The organism is Sphingomonas sp. ERG5, assembly GCF_000803065.1.
In the GTDB taxonomy this organism is placed as follows: Bacteria; Pseudomonadota; Alphaproteobacteria; order Sphingomonadales; family Sphingomonadaceae; genus Sphingomonas.
Window position 1 is genome coordinate 1 of record NZ_JSXI01000018.1, and the last position, 15,172, is coordinate 15,172.

General features: G+C 64.7%; 18 protein-coding genes. 8 read left to right on the forward strand and 10 right to left on the reverse strand.

Going from position 1 to position 15,172, the window contains the following annotated elements; all coding sequences use genetic code 11:
- Positions 1–230 (reverse strand): MJ0042-type zinc finger domain-containing protein (locus OO12_RS05415; protein ID WP_034157644.1); only part of this gene is annotated, 230 nt, incomplete at its 3' end.
- A gap of 175 nt (positions 231–405) precedes the next feature.
- On the opposite strand from OO12_RS05415, the gene ftsE reads away from it, so the two are divergent.
- From ftsE to OO12_RS05435, 4 genes are read left to right on the forward strand one after another with little or no spacing between them, the layout of a single operon-like run.
- Entirely contained in the window at positions 406–1,113 is a 708-nt protein-coding gene (ftsE, locus tag OO12_RS05420) for a cell division ATP-binding protein FtsE (protein WP_034157645.1), read from the forward strand.
- Positions 1,110–2,003, forward strand: coding sequence for a cell division protein FtsX (locus OO12_RS05425; RefSeq protein ID WP_034157646.1), 894 nt, complete (start codon positions 1,110–1,112; stop codon positions 2,001–2,003). Before ftsE ends, OO12_RS05425 begins: the two co-directional genes overlap by 4 nt.
- Positions 2,000–2,536, forward strand: a complete 537-nt coding sequence (locus OO12_RS05430; RefSeq protein ID WP_034157647.1) for a YdcF family protein — start codon at positions 2,000–2,002, stop codon at positions 2,534–2,536. Before OO12_RS05425 ends, OO12_RS05430 begins: the two co-directional genes overlap by 4 nt.
- The gene (locus OO12_RS05435) at positions 2,533–3,234 is read left to right on the forward strand and encodes a lysophospholipid acyltransferase family protein (protein WP_034157648.1); all 702 of its coding nucleotides are present in this window, start codon (positions 2,533–2,535) and stop codon (positions 3,232–3,234) included. The genes OO12_RS05430 and OO12_RS05435 overlap by 4 nt, the downstream gene beginning before the upstream one ends.
- Before the next feature lie 56 nt (positions 3,235–3,290).
- Here OO12_RS05435 and OO12_RS05440 read toward each other — a convergent pair whose 3' ends face one another.
- From OO12_RS05440 to hisC, 3 genes are all read right to left on the reverse strand, one after another.
- On the reverse strand, positions 3,291–4,121 hold the full coding sequence (locus tag OO12_RS05440; RefSeq protein ID WP_034157649.1) for an alpha/beta fold hydrolase: 831 nt from the start codon (positions 4,119–4,121) through the stop codon (positions 3,291–3,293).
- Positions 4,122–4,249: 128 nt separating this feature from the next.
- Positions 4,250–5,158: a prephenate/arogenate dehydrogenase family protein gene (locus OO12_RS05445; protein WP_034157650.1), complete on the reverse strand. Its 909-nt coding sequence runs from the start codon at positions 5,156–5,158 to the stop codon at positions 4,250–4,252.
- Positions 5,158–6,258, reverse strand: coding sequence for a histidinol-phosphate transaminase (gene hisC, locus OO12_RS05450; protein ID WP_034157651.1), 1,101 nt, complete (start codon positions 6,256–6,258; stop codon positions 5,158–5,160). The genes OO12_RS05445 and hisC overlap by 1 nt, the downstream gene beginning before the upstream one ends.
- A gap of 189 nt (positions 6,259–6,447) precedes the next feature.
- On the opposite strand from hisC, the gene metX reads away from it, so the two are divergent.
- From metX to OO12_RS05470, 4 genes are all read left to right on the forward strand, one after another.
- Positions 6,448–7,584, forward strand: coding sequence for a homoserine O-acetyltransferase MetX (metX, locus tag OO12_RS05455; RefSeq protein WP_034157652.1), 1,137 nt, complete (start codon positions 6,448–6,450; stop codon positions 7,582–7,584).
- Positions 7,581–8,012 (forward strand): GNAT family N-acetyltransferase, encoded by a 432-nt coding sequence (locus tag OO12_RS05460; RefSeq protein ID WP_034157653.1) that lies wholly within the window; start codon positions 7,581–7,583, stop codon positions 8,010–8,012. The genes metX and OO12_RS05460 overlap by 4 nt, the downstream gene beginning before the upstream one ends.
- Positions 8,009–8,596 carry a methionine biosynthesis protein MetW gene (gene metW, locus OO12_RS05465; RefSeq protein ID WP_034157654.1) on the forward strand — a complete coding sequence of 196 codons (588 nt, stop codon included), beginning with the start codon at positions 8,009–8,011 and terminating at the stop codon, positions 8,594–8,596. The genes OO12_RS05460 and metW overlap by 4 nt, the downstream gene beginning before the upstream one ends.
- Before the next feature lie 71 nt (positions 8,597–8,667).
- Entirely contained in the window at positions 8,668–9,090 is a 423-nt protein-coding gene (locus tag OO12_RS05470) for a response regulator (RefSeq protein WP_034157957.1), read from the forward strand.
- On the opposite strand, the gene OO12_RS05475 is transcribed toward OO12_RS05470, so the two are convergent.
- The 6 genes from OO12_RS05475 to OO12_RS05500 all read right to left on the reverse strand — a co-directional run bounded on the left by OO12_RS05475 (position 9,077) and on the right by OO12_RS05500 (position 15,093).
- The gene (locus tag OO12_RS05475; protein ID WP_034157655.1) at positions 9,077–10,624 is read right to left on the reverse strand and encodes a sensor histidine kinase; all 1,548 of its coding nucleotides are present in this window, start codon (positions 10,622–10,624) and stop codon (positions 9,077–9,079) included. The genes OO12_RS05470 and OO12_RS05475 overlap by 14 nt on opposite strands.
- Positions 10,625–10,686: 62 nt before the next feature.
- Positions 10,687–11,244, reverse strand: a complete 558-nt coding sequence (ssb, locus tag OO12_RS05480) for a single-stranded DNA-binding protein (RefSeq protein WP_034157656.1) — start codon at positions 11,242–11,244, stop codon at positions 10,687–10,689.
- Positions 11,245–11,253: 9 nt separating this feature from the next.
- Positions 11,254–13,149 carry a ferrous iron transporter B gene (feoB, locus tag OO12_RS05485; RefSeq protein WP_034157657.1) on the reverse strand — a complete coding sequence of 632 codons (1,896 nt, stop codon included), beginning with the start codon at positions 13,147–13,149 and terminating at the stop codon, positions 11,254–11,256.
- 9 nt (positions 13,150–13,158) lie between these two features.
- Positions 13,159–13,437 carry a FeoA family protein gene (locus OO12_RS05490; RefSeq protein ID WP_034157658.1) on the reverse strand — a complete coding sequence of 93 codons (279 nt, stop codon included), beginning with the start codon at positions 13,435–13,437 and terminating at the stop codon, positions 13,159–13,161.
- A 43-nt stretch (positions 13,438–13,480) separates the two neighbouring features.
- Positions 13,481–14,146 (reverse strand): COQ9 family protein, encoded by a 666-nt coding sequence (locus OO12_RS05495; RefSeq protein ID WP_034157659.1) that lies wholly within the window; start codon positions 14,144–14,146, stop codon positions 13,481–13,483.
- On the reverse strand, positions 14,143–15,093 hold the full coding sequence (locus OO12_RS05500) for a DMT family transporter (RefSeq protein WP_034157660.1): 951 nt from the start codon (positions 15,091–15,093) through the stop codon (positions 14,143–14,145). The genes OO12_RS05495 and OO12_RS05500 overlap by 4 nt, the downstream gene beginning before the upstream one ends.
- Positions 15,094–15,172: the final 79 nt, after the last annotated feature.

Below are 15,172 nucleotides of genomic sequence, written 5' to 3' on the forward strand. Positions count from 1 at the left end.
GGTGCGGGCGATGGTGGCGCGGCAACCGGCGCCGCGGCGACTGGAGCGACGACGGGAGCGGGGGCCGGCGGCGATCCCGGCGCTTCAGCGCGTTCGACCAGGTCAAGCACGACCCCGGCCTGGAACCAGCTATGCTTGCAGCTTGCACACCGCACGGTGCGTCCATCCGCTCCGATCGCCGAATCGGGAACGAGATAGCGGGTACGGCACTGGGGACATTCGAGGATCATGCATGGACGCTTTACAGCCGCCGGATGGCCCCGGCTGGTGACCCAAAACTAAACACCCGATGGCCGCGCGTGGCAAGTCCCGCACCGATTCCCGCAGGCATGCTTGATGCCGCGGGGGCGAACGTGCGATGGCGGAGGCGGGGCTGATTTAAGAGCGAGTGGGCGTGCGCCGGTAATGGCCAATATCGTGCAGTTCGAAAATGTGGGGCTGCGCTACGGCACCGGCCAGGAAACGCTGTCCGATGTGAGTTTCACGCTGGCAAGCGGCTCGTTTTATTTTCTGACGGGCGCTTCGGGCGCGGGAAAGACGTCGCTGCTCAAGCTGCTTTATCTGGCGCAACGCCCAACCCGCGGCATGATCCGGCTGTTTGGGGAAGATGCGGTCACGCTCCCGCGCAAGAGATTGCCCGGCTTCCGCCGCCGCATCGGCGTGGTGTTCCAGGATTTCCGGCTGCTCCCGCATTTGTCGGCCTATGACAATATCGCGCTCCCGTTGCGCGTCTCGGGCGTGCCGGAAAGCGATGTCGAAGCACCGGTGCGTGAAATGCTCGCCTGGGTCGGGCTGTCCGACCGGGTCGAAGCCAAGCCGCGTACCTTGTCGGGCGGCGAGCAGCAACGTGTCGCCATTGCCCGTGCGGTGATCGGGCGGCCCGAGATCCTGGTCGCCGACGAACCGACCGGCAATGTCGATCCCGACATGGCCGAGCGCCTGCTGCATCTGTTTGATTCGCTCAACCGGCTTGGCACCACGGTGGTGGTCGCGACGCATGACTTCCATCTGCTTGGACGGATTCCCGGCGCCCACATGATGCGGCTCGACAGCGGGCGGCTGCTCGACCCGACTGGATCGCTGCGCTTCCCGCCGCCGGAGCGTGAGGCATGAGCGTCAGGCTGATCCCTTCCGCCGCCGATCGCCGGTTGCTCGATGAAAGCCGCAGCACGCGCGCCATGACCTGGATCATGGCGATCATGCTGTTCCTGACCGTGCTGGCTGGCGCGCTGGGGCTCGGTACGCGGTCGGCCGCGAGCCTGCTCGACCGACAGCTCGCCGGACGGCTGACGGTACAGATCGTCGAGCCGATCGAGCGCACCCGCGACGCGCAGGCAAATGCAACGGTCGCGGTGCTGCGCGGCTTGCCCGAAGTAGCCAAGGCAACGTTGGTCGATCGTGCCGAACTGGCGGCGTTGCTGCGTCCCTGGCTGGGCGCGGACGGCGCCGATCCCGATCTGCCGATCCCAGCGATGATCGATGTCGATCTCCGCGCCGGCAATGATGCGGAAGTCGCCCGCGTCACCAGAGCGGTGCAGGCGATCGCCCCCGCTGCCCGCGTTGACCGGCACGAGACCTGGATGTCGCCGGTGAGCAATTTCATGACCATGGTCACCAGCCTTGCCGCCGCGCTGGTGCTGTTGATGGCGGCAGCGACGGCAGCGGTGGTGATCCTCGCGGCGCGCGCCGGCCTGGAGACGCACCGCGTCACGATTCAGGTGCTGCACATGCTGGGATCGACCGATGTCCAGGTCGCGCGGCTGTTCCAACGTCGCATCGCGCTCGACACGCTGCTCGGCGGCATCCTCGGCACGATGCTGGCGTGCGGCGCGATCGCGCTAATCGGGTTGCAGCTCGGCACGCTCGGCTCCGACTTGCTCAGCGGCCTGACGCTTGGAACGGGCGACTGGGTCCTGCTCGCGCTGTTGCCCATCGCCTTCGCGCTGCTTGCCACTTTTGCCGCGCGCATCGCGGTGCTTGGCGTGCTGAGGAAGATATTGTGATCTGGCGCACGCTCGCGGTCGCCCTGATCCTGTGGTTGCTCGGCTTCGCGCTGTTTATGCTCGCGCTGCCCAAACCGCTCGATCTTGTCCAGACCGACGCGATCGTCGTGCCGACCGGCAGCGCGGGGCGCATCGACCGCGGGCTTGCGCTGATGAAGCTAAAGGCAGCCAAACGCATGCTGGTCACCGGCGTCGCGCCTGAGGTACGACCAGTCGAACTCGCGGCACAATATAAGAGCTCGTCCAGGCTGTTCGCTTGCTGTGTCGACCTGGGTCATGAAGCGGTCGACACGCGCTCCAATGCCGAAGAAACCGCGCGCTGGGTGCGCGAGCATCATTATAAATCGGTACGACTGGTGACGTCCGACTGGCATGTCGCGCGCGCGCAAATGGAACTGGTCAATGCGCTGGACGACGATGTGACGGTGGTCGGCGACGGTGTGCCGAGCAGCCCGCGCTACACCCTGCTGGTCGCCGAGTATAACAAGCTGCTGCTGCGACGTGTCGCGCTCTGGATCGGGATCGGACGATGAACGCGCTGCGCACATTGCTCTTCCAGCTGGTGTTCTACACCGTATCGGTGCCGATCGTGCTGGCGACGCCGATCAGCGCATTGTTCGGGCGCAAGGCGATCATCGCCAACACGCATCTGTGGACCAAATTCCACCACTGGGCGTCGCGCACCATTCTCGGCATCCACCAGCGGGTCGAAGGATCGCAGTTCGATTCCGGCCCGGTGATTTATGCCGCCAAGCACCAGGCGATGTATGAGACGCTCGAGCTGGGACGGATGCTCAGGACGCCGGCGATTGTGATGAAGCAGGAGCTCGCCAGTATCCCGATATGGGGCTGGGCAGCACGGCGTTACGGCGTCATCGTCGTCGACCGCGAAGCATCGGCCGGCGCACTGCGACGGATGCTGCGCGAAGCCAAGGTCGCGCTGGCGGAGGGACGGTCGATCCTGATCTTCCCCGAAGGCACACGCGTACCGCCAGGCGAACAACCGCCGTTGCGCGCAGGCTTTGCCGGGCTGTACCAGATGCTGAAGATTCCGGTGGTGCCGATCGCGATCGATTCCGGGAAGGTCTGGCCCCGACATGGCCCAAAGCTCCCCGGGATGGTGACCTTCCGGTTCGGCGACGTGATTCCACCCGGCCTGCCCCGCGCCGAAGCCGAGGCGCAAGTCCATGCTGCGATCAATTCGCTGGATGTCGCCCAGCCATCGGCATGAGCGCTGCTCCCGATTATCGCCGGAACCGGGAGCCTGGCGACGATCCCTGCTGATCGTCAGTCCTGAACGAACTCGGCGATCCTGGCTGCGACTTGCCTTGGCTCCTCATGCTGAATCCAGTGAGTCGCTTCGGCAAAGCGTTCGATGCGGGCATCGTCGCACATCGCCGCAGCGGCATCGGCGAGATGGGCGCCGAGAAATCGGTCCTTCATGCCCCATAATATCAGGGCCGGGACATGAATGCGCCCGAGCGGCGCGCGCGGCAGGCGGAGCGCGCGATAATAATTGAGCATCGCGGTGAGCCGTCCGGGACGCGACCAGCCTGCCACATAGGCATCGAGATCGGCGGCATCGAACGCCAAAGGGCGCGATGAGCGCGTGAGCGTACGGCGCAGCGCGCGGCACCGGAACGCGCCGAGCAATGCTTCGGGAAGCCGAGGAATCTGAAAGAAACCGACATAAAGGCTGCGCAGAATCTGGGCGGGATGCGCCCGCAATTCGGCCTTCACGGTGTCGCCATGAGGTGCATTCAGGATGACAAGCCGGCGAATGCGCTCGGGATGCCGCGCCGCGACCGCCCAGGCGATGATGCCGCCCCAATCATGGCCAACCAGCGCGAAGTCCGCTGCGCCCAGCGCATCCGCGAGACCGATCACATCGGCAACCAGCGTGTCGAGCCGGTAGGAGTCGAGGCCGTGCGGCGCATCGCTTTTGCCATAACCACGCAGATCGGGCGCCACGACGCGCAACCCCTTGTCGGCAAGCGGCCGCATGACCTTGCGCCACGCGCGCGATGATTCGGGAAAACCGTGCAGCAGGATGAGGATCGGACCATCCGCCGGCCCCGCCGCCTCGACATGCATATTGAGGGTACCGACCGATATCATCCAGCTCCGGACTATAGAGAGCGATGCCGGCCAGTCCAATCCTTAGATCGGCCAGATTGGCGCCAGTTCCGGATTCAATGAAGCAAATATGCCGGCGGGACCTCAGGCATCACCCGCGCGCATCCGGATCAATCGTGGCTACGTCCGAAATCGGGTGCCGGATCGTCCTGTCCCTGTTCGATGATGCCGCGCCGGATCGCGCGGGTGCGTTCGAAATGGTCGAACAGCTCATCGCCCTTGCCGAGCCGGATCGCACGTTGCAGCGCGGTCAGATCCTCGGAAAAGCGTTGCAGCATATCGAGCACCGCTTCGCGATTGGACAGGAACACGTCGCGCCACATGGTCGGGTCGGACGCGGCGATGCGGGTGAAGTCGCGAAAACCACCGGCGGAATATTTGATCACTTCGGACTGAGTCACTTCCTCCAGGTCGGAGGCCGTACCGACGATGGTATATGCGATCAGATGCGGCAAATGGCTGGTCACGGCGAGTACGCGGTCATGATGGTCGGGCGCCATCATCTCGATATCGGCGCCGAGCCGGCGCCAGAATTCAGCGACGCGCTCCACCGCCGCCGTATCGGCGCCCTCGGGCGGCGTGATGATGCACCAGCGGCGATGGAACAGCGAAGCGAAGCCGGCTTCCGGCCCACTGCGCTCGGTCCCGGCCACGGGATGCGCCGGGATGATCGTCGCACCGGGCAGCGCTTCAGCCAGCGCGCGCGCGACTTCCGCCTTGCACGAGCCGACATCGCTGACGATCGCATCGGCGGGCAGGTCGGCGGCGAATTCGGCGGCGGCGGCACCCATGGCGCCGACCGGAACGCACAGGATAACGAAATCGGCATCGATCACCGCCGCGCCGGCCGTATCGGCAAGATCGTCGCACAATTGCAGCGCATCGGCGGTGGCACGCACGCCGGGATCCATATCATGCCCGGTGAGCCGCACCGTCGGCATGGTCTGACGCACGGCGCGGGCGATCGACGACCCGATCAGCCCCAACCCAATGATCGTGACGCGCGCGAAAGGCAGCATCAGGCGCTCTTGTCGACCAGAGCGCGCAACGCCGCCGCGACGCCGCGCGTCTCCTCCTCGGTGCCGATGGTGATGCGCAAGCCATGCGGCAGACCCTGGCCGGGCAGCCAGCGGACGATATAGCCCGCATCCATCAGCCCCTTGTACGCGACCTCGGCGGTCAGTGCGCCTGCGAACAGCACAAGGATGAAATTGGCCTTTGACGGCACCGCACGCAGGCCGGCGTTGCCCATCGCGGCGATCTGTTGAGCGAACCAGCCGCGCCACTTGGCATTATGGCTGCGCGTATGCTCAACGAAATCCGCATCGCCAACCGCCGCGACGGCGGCATTTTGCCCGGCAATGGTGATGTTGAAGGGCAGGCGGATGCGATGCAGCGCCTCGACGATTGCCGACGAGGCATAGCCCCAGCCGATCCGTTCGGCGGCAAGGCCATGGATTTTCGAAAAGGTGCGCGTGACCAGCACATTGGACGCAGTGGTCGCCAGGGCCATGCCGCCGTCTTCATCCTCGGGTTCGAGATATTCGGCATAGGCCTGGTCGATCACCAGCAACACATCACCGGGCAGGCCGGCATGAAGCCGCGCGATCTCGCTCGCCGACGAATAGGTGCCGGTCGGGTTGTTGGGGTTGGCGATATAGACGACGCGCGTCTTGTCGGTCAGGCACGCAAGGATCGCATCGACATCGGTCGCATAATCCTTGTCCGGTGCGATCACCGGGACCGCACCGACGCGTCGCGCCGCGATCTCATAGACCGAAAAGCCGTAATGGACGTAGATCACCTCATCGCCCGGCCCGGCGAACGCGCCCGCCGCAAGGTGGAGAATCTCATCCGAGCCATTGCCGTAGATCACGCGCTGCGGATCGAGCCCGTGCTTGTCCGCCAACGCCTCGCGCACGATCGCGCCGCTGGCATCAGGGTAGCGCTCGAGCGACATCTTCGCCGCGGCAAAGGCTTCACGCGCCTTGGGTGACGTACCGAGCGGATTCTCGTTCGACGAGAGCTTGGCGACCTTGCGGCCGTCGTCGGTGGTCGAGCGGCCGGGGATGTACGGCGCGATCGCCATGATCCAGGGTTTGGGTATCGGTGCGGTCATGGGCGCGGGGCATAACGTTCCGTCGCGAATTGACAAGGCTGGGGTCTCCCGCCGTTCGCTTCGCGCGACGTCGGGAAGCCGTTCCCTGGGCCTGTTTCTCGACTTCACTCGAAGCCAGCGCGGCGGGATGGTCGCCTCAGGCCGAGAGGGGTGTTCACAATCGTCGGCGAACTCGCTAGCGGCTGATCCGTGTCTTCGACCGATCAACGCTTCGGGCTTGCCCGTACCGTCACTTTGCCCGGCCCACTTCGCCTTGATGGCGGCGTGCTGCTCTCGCCGGTCGACATCGCCTATGAAACCTATGGCACGCTCGCGCCCGATGGCGGCAATGCGATCCTGATCTGTCACGCGCTGACCATGGACCAGCATGTCGCCAGCGCCCATCCGCGCACCGGCAAGCCGGGATGGTGGACCTGCATGGTCGGCCCCGGCCTGCCAATCGATCCCGAGCGTCATTTTATCGTCTGCGCCAATGTGCTGGGCAGTTGCATGGGGTCATCGGGCCCGGCGAGCATCAATCCGGCGACCGGCGCGCCCTGGGCGATGGCATTTCCGGTCATCACGATCCGCGACATGGTGCGTGCGCAGGCAATGCTGCTCGACCATCTCGGCGTCGGCGTGCTGCATGCCGTGGTCGGCGGATCGATGGGCGGGATGCAGGCGCTGAGCTGGCCCGCGACATTCCCGGAGCGAGTCAAGGCAGCGGTGGTGATCGCCTCCACCGCACGGCACACTGCGCAGAACATCGCCTTTCACGAAGTCGGCCGCCAGGCGGTGATGGCCGATCCGAAATGGCGCGGCGGCGATTATTATGCGGATAGCGATCCGCCCGCCGCCGGGCTGGCGGTCGCACGGATGGCGGCGCACATCACATATCTGTCCGAAGCGGGGCTGACCGAGAAGTTCGGACGGCGACTGCAGGCCCGGCCCGACCGGCCGGACGGTGTGAAGTCGTTCGGCTTCGATGCCGATTTCCAGATCGAAAGCTATTTACGCCATCAGGGGATTGCGTTCGTCGATCGCTTCGACGCCAATTCCTATCTCTATATCACCCGCGCGATGGACTATTTCGATCTCGCCGAGGAACATGGCGGGCATCTGGCCAATGCGTTCAAGGCAAGCAAGGCGCGCTTCTGCCTGGTCAGCTTCGATACCGACTGGCTCTATCCGACGCCCGAATCGCGCGCGATCGTCCATGCGCTCAACGCCGCTGGGGCGCCGGTCAGCTTCGTCGAACTGTCGAGTCCGTTCGGGCATGACGCCTTCCTGCTCGAATCACCCGAGCTGAATCGAGTGGTCGACGGCTTTCTGAGAGTGGGCGCGTGATCATATTCTCCGACGACAAGACGCGGCTCCAGGTCGACCGCGTGCACGCCTGGCTCGCCTCGAGCTATTGGTCGCCGGACATCGCCCGGGCACAAGTCGAAAAGGCGATCGCCGGATCGCATTGCCTCGGCGTCTATCGCGATGGCGTGCAAGTCGGATTCGCGCGCATGATCACGGATCATGCGAGCTTTGCCTGGCTCGACGATGTCTGGGTCGAGGCCGAGAATCGCGGCGAAGGGCTTGCCCGGCGCATGGTGCAATGGTTCATCGACCATCCCGACTTCCAGGGCATTCGCCGCATGATGCTGGTCACGCGCGATGCGCACGGCGTGTATGAAGGCGTCGGGTTCCAGCCGCTGATCCGCCCGGAGCGCTTCATGGAACGGCTTACCCCCGAAATCGCCAATCTGCTGCGGGCCAGCCAATGACCCTGCGCCCCGATCTGGCGATCATCGCCGACCATGTCGCGCAAGGGTCGCGCGTGCTCGATGTCGGATGCGGCGACGGCGCGTTAATGGCGGCGCTGCGCGACACACGCGGCGTCGATGCGCGCGGGCTGGAAATCGAAGCGGCCAATGTCGCTGCGGCGGTGTCGCGCGGCCTGTCGGTGATCCAGGGCGATGCCGATACCGACCTGGCCGATTATCCCGACGCCAGTTTCGACTATGCGATCCTCAGCCAGACCTTGCAGACCACCAAGCGGCCCGATGCCGTGCTCGACCATTTGCTGCGGATCGGGCGGCGAGCGTTCGTGTCCTTTCCCAACTTCGCGCATTGGCGGGTGCGCGCGTCGCTATTGTGGGGCGGAAGGATGCCGGTGACGCGGCTGTTGCCCGAACAATGGTTCGACACGCCCAACATCCATCATGTTACGGTCGACGACTTCCGCGCTCTGGTAAACAGCCGCGGAATCACGGTCGAAGGCGCGTGGTTTCTGTCTGGCGACAAGCAAACCAAGTCGGCCGCGGCCAATTTTCTGGCCGAACATGCGGTGTTCCTGCTGAAGAATTGATCTCGATCAAGGAACCAAGCCAGGATTTCATAGTTCTTAGCGGTGACAAACACCTGGAACTGCCTGAAAAAATGTCCGCCACCGCACTTATTGTCGAAGATGAGATCTTCGTCGCCCTCGATTTGGAGCGCATCCTGACCGGTGCGGGCTATACGGTGAAGGCGATCGCGGCGGACCGGCCGGGCGCGCTTGAAGCTGCCGGCCAAGCCGCTGGCGAGTGCAGCTTCGCGCTGGTCGACATCAATTTGCGCGACGGCCCGACCGGCCCCGAACTGGCGAAGACGCTGGCGCGCGATTACGGCATGAAAGTCGTGTTCGTGACCGCCAATCCGGGCCAGATCGCCAACCCCAGCGGTGCGCTGGGGTATGTCCGCAAGCCGTTCAGCGAATCCGCGATACTCGCCGCCGCGGCACTCGCCACCGCCAAGGGCAAGATGGCGATGCGCAAGAGTGACGATTTCATCTTGCTCGACGGCAGCGCTAGCGCCGGCTGAACGCCGTTTGCGGGACTTCGACGGTCACCGTCAATCCCGCCGGATCCCATGACCGGTCGATCCGGCCACCCAACTGGCGCACGACACTCATTTCGATGAGTTGCGAGCCGAAGCCATGGCTTGCCGGCGGTGCCGTCACCGCCGGGCCGCCGCTTTCAACCCAGTTCAGCACCACGGCGTCACCCTTAACAGCACAGTCGAGCGTGACCTGGCCGCTCATGGTCGACAACGCGCCATATTTGGTCGCATTGGTGGCCAGCTCATGGAACAGCAATGCCAGCGGCGTGGCCGAACGGTCGTCGATTTCGACATCGCTGCCGGTAATCATGATGCGCTGTCCGCCGATCGGTTGATAGGGCCGAAACAATTCATCGAAGAGGCCGTGCAGGCTGGTCTGCGCCAGCGCCGGGGCCGATTGCGCGCTATGCGGCCGGACGAAGTCATGCGCTCGTCCCAGCGCTGTCACGCGGGCGCGCAAATCCTCCGCGATCGGCGAGAAACCGGGATTCATCCGCGCCGCGAAGCTGATCAGCCCGGAAATCACCGCGAAGATGTTCTTGATCCGATGGCTTAGCTCCTGCGCAATGACCTCGCGCTCCTCGCTCGCTTCTTTCTGTTCATGGATATCGGTGCATGTGCCGAACCAGCGCGTGATGATGCCCGTATCGTCGCGGATCGGCAGCGCCCGGCCCAGAATCCAGCGATAAGCGCCGTCGGCGCGGCGCAACCTGTATTCGAGCTGATAGGGAGCCCCGCTTTCCAGCGATTGATACCAGATGGTCCAGGCGCGTTCACGATCCTCGGGATGGAAGATGCCATTCCATGCCTCGCCATCGGTCGACCCCTCCGGCACGCCGGTGAAGTCGTACCAGCGCGCGTTATAATAGTCGTGATAGCCATCGGGCCGGCTCGACCAGACCATTTGCGGCATAGAATCGGCAAGCACGCGAAAGCGATTATGGCTTTCGGCAAGCGCGCGATGGCTGGCATTTTCCGAATCGCGCCACGCGGCGGCGTCGCGACTGTCGTTGAGACGCTCCATCACCGAACCGGCCAGCGTCACCAGCCCCTGGTGCTGCAGCGGGGTGAGGGCAGCACGCGGCACCGAATCGATCACACACAACGACCCGAGCGGCACGCCGTCCGCAGCGATCAGCGGGGCGCCGGCATAGAAGCGGATATTGGGATCGCCGGTAACGAGCGGATTATCGGCGAAACGCGAATCGAGCGTCGCATCGGGCACGACCATGATGTCGTCGCCGAGCATGGCAAAAGCGCAGAACGACGTTTCGCGCGGCGTTTCGGACGCAGCCAGCCCAGTGCGGGCGAGGAAGGTCTGGCGCCGTTCCTCGACCAGGCTGACCAGCGCGATCGGCGCGCCGCACAACGCCGCGGCGAAGTCAGTGATTGATTTGAGACCCGAAGAATCACGCAACGATTCGATGTCGTGCCGGGCAATCGCGGCGGCGCGCGCGGATTCATCGATGCGCCAGCCATTCGGCTCAGGCGCATCGGTGGAAGAAATATCGTTCATGCGAACAGGGTAACGCCCATGGACCGTTTCGGGTTCAAAATATCCTGCCCGGGATACTGGCCTTAGAAGGGCACGTCATCGTCGAGGTCGTCGGAGAAGCTGCCACGGCTCGCGCCGCCCGAAGAGCCGCCGCTGCGATTGCCGCCGCCATAGCCGCCGCCCGAACCACCGCCGAAATCATTGCCGCCGCCGAAGTCGTCACGCGATCCGCCGCCGCCCCCGCCAAAGCCGCCGCCAGCGCCACCGCCCGATCCGCCGCCGGCGCCCGGCGCGCCATCGAGCATGGTGAGGACGCTGTTGAAGCCCTGCAGCACGATTTCGGTCGAATATTTATCCTGGCCCTGCGCGTCCTGCCATTTGCGGGTCTTCAGCGCACCCTCGATATAGACTTTCGAGCCCTTGCGCAGATAGCGCTCGGCGACATTGGCCAGACCTTCGTTGAAGATCGCCACCGAATGCCATTCGGTCGCTTCCTTGCGCTCGCCGGTATTCTTGTCCTTCCAGGAGTCGGACGTGGCGATGCGCAGGTTCACCACCTTGCCGCCATTCTGGAAGCTCTTGCTTTCGGGGTCGCGACCGAGATTACCGACCAAAATCCCCTTATTGACGCTGCCCGCCATAACTTATTCCTACAAACCGAGTCCTATTGCGGCCCAGTATGTAGCTCCGGCGGCGACATATGCCAGTGCGAACAGATAGCCGACCATGAAAGCAGGCCATTTCCAGCCATTGGTCTCGCGCCGCGTGACGGCGATGGTCGAAATGCATTGCGGTGCGAACACGAACCACATCAGGAAAGCGAGCGCGGTCGGCAAGCTCCAGCGGCCGCGCAGATTTTCCGACAGCTTGCCCTGGCCGGCCTCATCCTCGGGATTGTCGATCGCATAGACCGTGGCCATCGCGCCAACTGCCGCCTCGCGCGCGGCCATGGCGGGCAGCAGCGACAGCGCGATATCATGATTGAAGCCGATCGGCTTGACCACCACCTCAATCCCCGACGCGATGCGGCCGGCGATCGAATATTCGCTTTGCCGCTGCCCCGCCGGCGCGACCGGATAGCTTGCCAGCACCCAGAGCAGCGCGACGGTCATCGCGATCGTCGTACCGGCGCGCTTGAGGAAGATCAGCGCGCGGCTCCACAGCCCAAGCGCGATATCGCCGAGGCGCGGCCATTGATATTTCGGCATTTCCATCATGAAGCCCGATGACGGGCCCTTGGTCACGGTGCGGCGCAGCGCGAGCGCCGCGAAAAAAGCGCCGACCACGCCGAGCACGTAAAGACCGAGCATCACCAGCCCCTGCAGTCCGACGAATGGCAGGACACGGGTATTGGGGATGAGTGCGCCGATCACCAGCGTATAGACCGGCAAGCGCGCGGAACAGGTCATCAGCGGCGCGATCAGGATCGTGGTCAGCCGGTCCTTCTCATCGTCGATCGAACGCGTCGCCATGATGCCGGGCACCGCGCAGGCAAAGGAGGAGAGCAGGGGGATGAACGCTCGCCCCGACAAGCCGACACTGGCCATCAGCCGGTCCATCATGAATGCCGCGCGGACCATATAGCCGCTTGCTTCGAGCACCAGGATGAAAGCGAACAGGATCAATATCTGCGGCAGGAACACGATCACCGCGCCGACCCCGGCAAGAACGCCGTCCGCCAGGAACGACCGGATCGCGGCGATCACGCCGTCTCCCAATATCGACTGGAGAAAGGTCGGTACCGGCGCGGCGGTGACGCCGCTTTCGATCCAGGCGAACAGCGATTCGATCCAGCCAATCGGCGTTTGCGACCAGGCGAACACCGCCTGGAACATGACGAACAGGATCGCCAGCAACAGGATCGGGCCGGCCACCGGGTGGAGCGCGACCGCATCGAGCATATGCGTCCAGCGCCGCACCGTCGTTTCGGACACAGTCGAGGCGGTGGCGATGCGGCGCGCGCGGCGCTGCAAGGTGACGATATCCTCGCCGACATGGCCTTCGCTCGAGCGCAGCCGCAGCGCGGCGCCCGACCCGATCACCCCAGTCAATGCGGATTTGAGTTCATCCAGGCCGCGCCGGCGCACCGCCACGGTCGGGATCACCGGCACGCCAAGCTCGGCCGACAATTTGGCCGCGTCGAGCGTCAACCCGTCGCGCTCGGCAAGATCGATCATGTTGAGGGCGACCACCACCGGCAAGCCGAGCGCAATCAGTTGCAGCGCAAAGCGTAAGTGATTGTCGAGATTGGCGGCATCGACGACGATGACGATCGCATCGGGCAGCCGTTCGCCGGCCTGAGTCCCGGTGACCACGTCGCGAGTCACGCGCTCATCGGGGCTGGACGGATCGAGGCTGTAAGCGCCGGGCAGATCGACCAGCTCGACCGGGCGTCCATCGGCCAGTGCGAGCTTGCCCGAATGGCGCTCGACCGTGACGCCGGGATAATTGCCGACCTTTTGCCGCGCCCCGGTCAACGCATTGAACAATGCGCTCTTGCCGGCATTGGGATTGCCGACCAGCGCCACCAACGGGATCGTGGTCATGCTATGTATTCAGCCCAACATAGTCAGGGGCGTGACGTGAATCGTCCGCGCGACCGTACGGCGCAATGCAACCGTCATGCGGCCGATGCGGCACGCCATCGGGCCTTGGCCGAGCGGCGAGCGATGCAGCACTTCGACCCCGACCCCCTCATCGAAGCCAAGCTCGCGCAAGCGTCGTGCCTCGGGAATGCTCAGGCCCTGCCAATCGACTTCCAGCACGGTCGCGCGTTGGCCGCGCGGCAGCGACTCGAGGCTGACGGATGCAGCGATGGTGGTAACGGCGTCCATGATGCGATTGATTATCAATAACTGCTTGTCGGCGCCAGCGGAATCACACCACCGGATAGCGCAGCCGACCTATGAAGCGCGACAGGCTGGGCCGGTGTTCGGTCCGCGCGAGGAAGCCGGCCTTGGCCTTTTCGAAGCGCATGATCCCGTCGATGCGGCGCGACAGGAATGCGCGCGTATCGGCCTGGCCGGCGCTTTCATCGTCAAGGAACACCGTCAGTGTCGCGGCATAGACGCCTGCCAGCATTGTACGCTTTGTATAGTGATTATAATCGGTCGCGGTGTCGCCGGCCGCACGCCACATAAGGTCGGCGGCGCGCCAGCCGAGCTTTGCGCCGCGCACGATGTTCTGCGGCAAGCTCAGGATCGCCAGCGCACGGCGCAGCGCTTCCCGGCTGGACGCGGTGAGATCGAGGCGCGCTTCGACCAGGCCGGTGATCTTCGCCCGCACCTTCATCGACGCCAGCCTTTCGGGCGTAAGCGCCACAAGCATGGCGTGGTCGATGCTGGCGAACCAGGCGTCGATCATGTCGACCGGACCATCGGAAAAAGCGAGCAGGGCGATGTCGCGATCGATCCTCGCCGCGTCGGCGGCGGCGTCGCGCGCAGCACCGCCCCAACCGTCGAACGCGGCATTGATGGCGATCAGCGGAGCAAGGTGATCACGGATTTCATCAAGCGTCGGATCCTGGGGCAGCACATCGGTCATCGCGGCGTCTCCTCGGAAGCCAGTTCCTCCGGAACCAATCTAGGCTCGGTAGCGGCCGGTGCAAGCGGCGGGCGGTGCGTGCGCCGTACTAGCACGAGCGCGATCGCGACCAGCACAGCGCCGATCCAGTCGGCAGTGCCAAGACGTTCGTCATAAACCAGCCAGCCGACCGCGGCCGCGACCGCCGGCTGAGTCAGCAAGCCAAGGCCCACGATCAACGGCGACAACTGGCCGAGTGCATAGATCATGAGCCCCTGGCCGAACACCTGGCTGGCCAGCGCGAGACCGATCAGCGGTGTCCAGTTGCCGGGCAGGATGCGCTCGCCCAGCACCCAGGCGAAAATCAGCAGCGGCAGCATTCCGGCGATCGTCGACAGCGCCAGCGCGGGCAGCGGCGACATGGTGTCGCGCACCCGCGCCATGCAGATGAAATAGAGCGTGTAAAGCACACCCGCGAACAGGCAAAGGAGATCGCCGACCAGGTGGCGCGGATTGAGGCTATAGGATTGTCCCATCAGCAGCGCCGCGCCGATCGCGGCGAGGATCAGCGCAACGCCTTGCACGCGAGTCGGCCAGGCGCGCAGGACGAGAAAGCCGTAAAGCGGGAAGATCAGAGTCGCGACATTGCCGAACAAAGTCGCATTGGCGAGCGTGGTGCGCAGGATGCCGAGATGCCAGCTCGCCAGATCGGCGGCGAAGCTGAGCCCGGCAATGGCGATCATCACCCACACCCCCTTGCCCAAGCCGACCGGGCGCCACCCACCCGCCAGCAAGGGGGCAATCAGCAGCGGCGCGGCGAGCGTCACGCGCCAGAAGGCGGCGGCGACCGGCCCGGTGTCCGACAGGCGCACAAGCCATGGCCCGAAGGCGAGCAGGACGTTGGCCACGATCAACGCGGCAAAGGCGAGGCGATGCGGCGCGCGGGGCGTATCGACCGTTTCAGCCATGCTAGTTTTTCTTGGGATCGGACGCGTGCATGCTGCGCCTTAGCGTCCTATCTGGTCGGCGTCAGGTAGCAAAAGGAAA

What these genes read in the sequence shown, in the direction of transcription:
- OO12_RS05475 (WP_034157655.1), bottom strand. Translation starts at nt 10,624, where the DNA reads ATGAACGATATTTCTTCCACCGATGCGCCTGAGCCGAATGGCTGGCGC.
- OO12_RS05500 (WP_034157660.1), bottom strand. Translation starts at nt 15,093, where the DNA reads ATGGCTGAAACGGTCGATACGCCCCGCGCGCCGCATCGCCTCGCCTTT.
- OO12_RS05445 (WP_034157650.1), bottom strand. Translation starts at nt 5,158, where the DNA reads ATGCTGCCTTTCGCGCGCGTCACGATCATTGGGTTGGGGCTGATCGGG.
- OO12_RS05425 (WP_034157646.1), top strand. Translation starts at nt 1,110, where the DNA reads ATGAGCGTCAGGCTGATCCCTTCCGCCGCCGATCGCCGGTTGCTCGAT.
- OO12_RS05490 (WP_034157658.1), bottom strand. Translation starts at nt 13,437, where the DNA reads ATGGACGCCGTTACCACCATCGCTGCATCCGTCAGCCTCGAGTCGCTG.
- ftsE (WP_034157645.1), top strand. Translation starts at nt 406, where the DNA reads ATGGCCAATATCGTGCAGTTCGAAAATGTGGGGCTGCGCTACGGCACC.
- OO12_RS05495 (WP_034157659.1), bottom strand. Translation starts at nt 14,146, where the DNA reads ATGACCGATGTGCTGCCCCAGGATCCGACGCTTGATGAAATCCGTGAT.
- metW (WP_034157654.1), top strand. Translation starts at nt 8,009, where the DNA reads ATGACCCTGCGCCCCGATCTGGCGATCATCGCCGACCATGTCGCGCAA.
- OO12_RS05435 (WP_034157648.1), top strand. Translation starts at nt 2,533, where the DNA reads ATGAACGCGCTGCGCACATTGCTCTTCCAGCTGGTGTTCTACACCGTA.
- OO12_RS05440 (WP_034157649.1), bottom strand. Translation starts at nt 4,121, where the DNA reads ATGATATCGGTCGGTACCCTCAATATGCATGTCGAGGCGGCGGGGCCG.
- hisC (WP_034157651.1), bottom strand. Translation starts at nt 6,258, where the DNA reads ATGACCGCACCGATACCCAAACCCTGGATCATGGCGATCGCGCCGTAC.
- OO12_RS05470 (WP_034157957.1), top strand. Translation starts at nt 8,668, where the DNA reads ATGTCCGCCACCGCACTTATTGTCGAAGATGAGATCTTCGTCGCCCTC.
- ssb (WP_034157656.1), bottom strand. Translation starts at nt 11,244, where the DNA reads ATGGCGGGCAGCGTCAATAAGGGGATTTTGGTCGGTAATCTCGGTCGC.
- feoB (WP_034157657.1), bottom strand. Translation starts at nt 13,149, where the DNA reads ATGACCACGATCCCGTTGGTGGCGCTGGTCGGCAATCCCAATGCCGGC.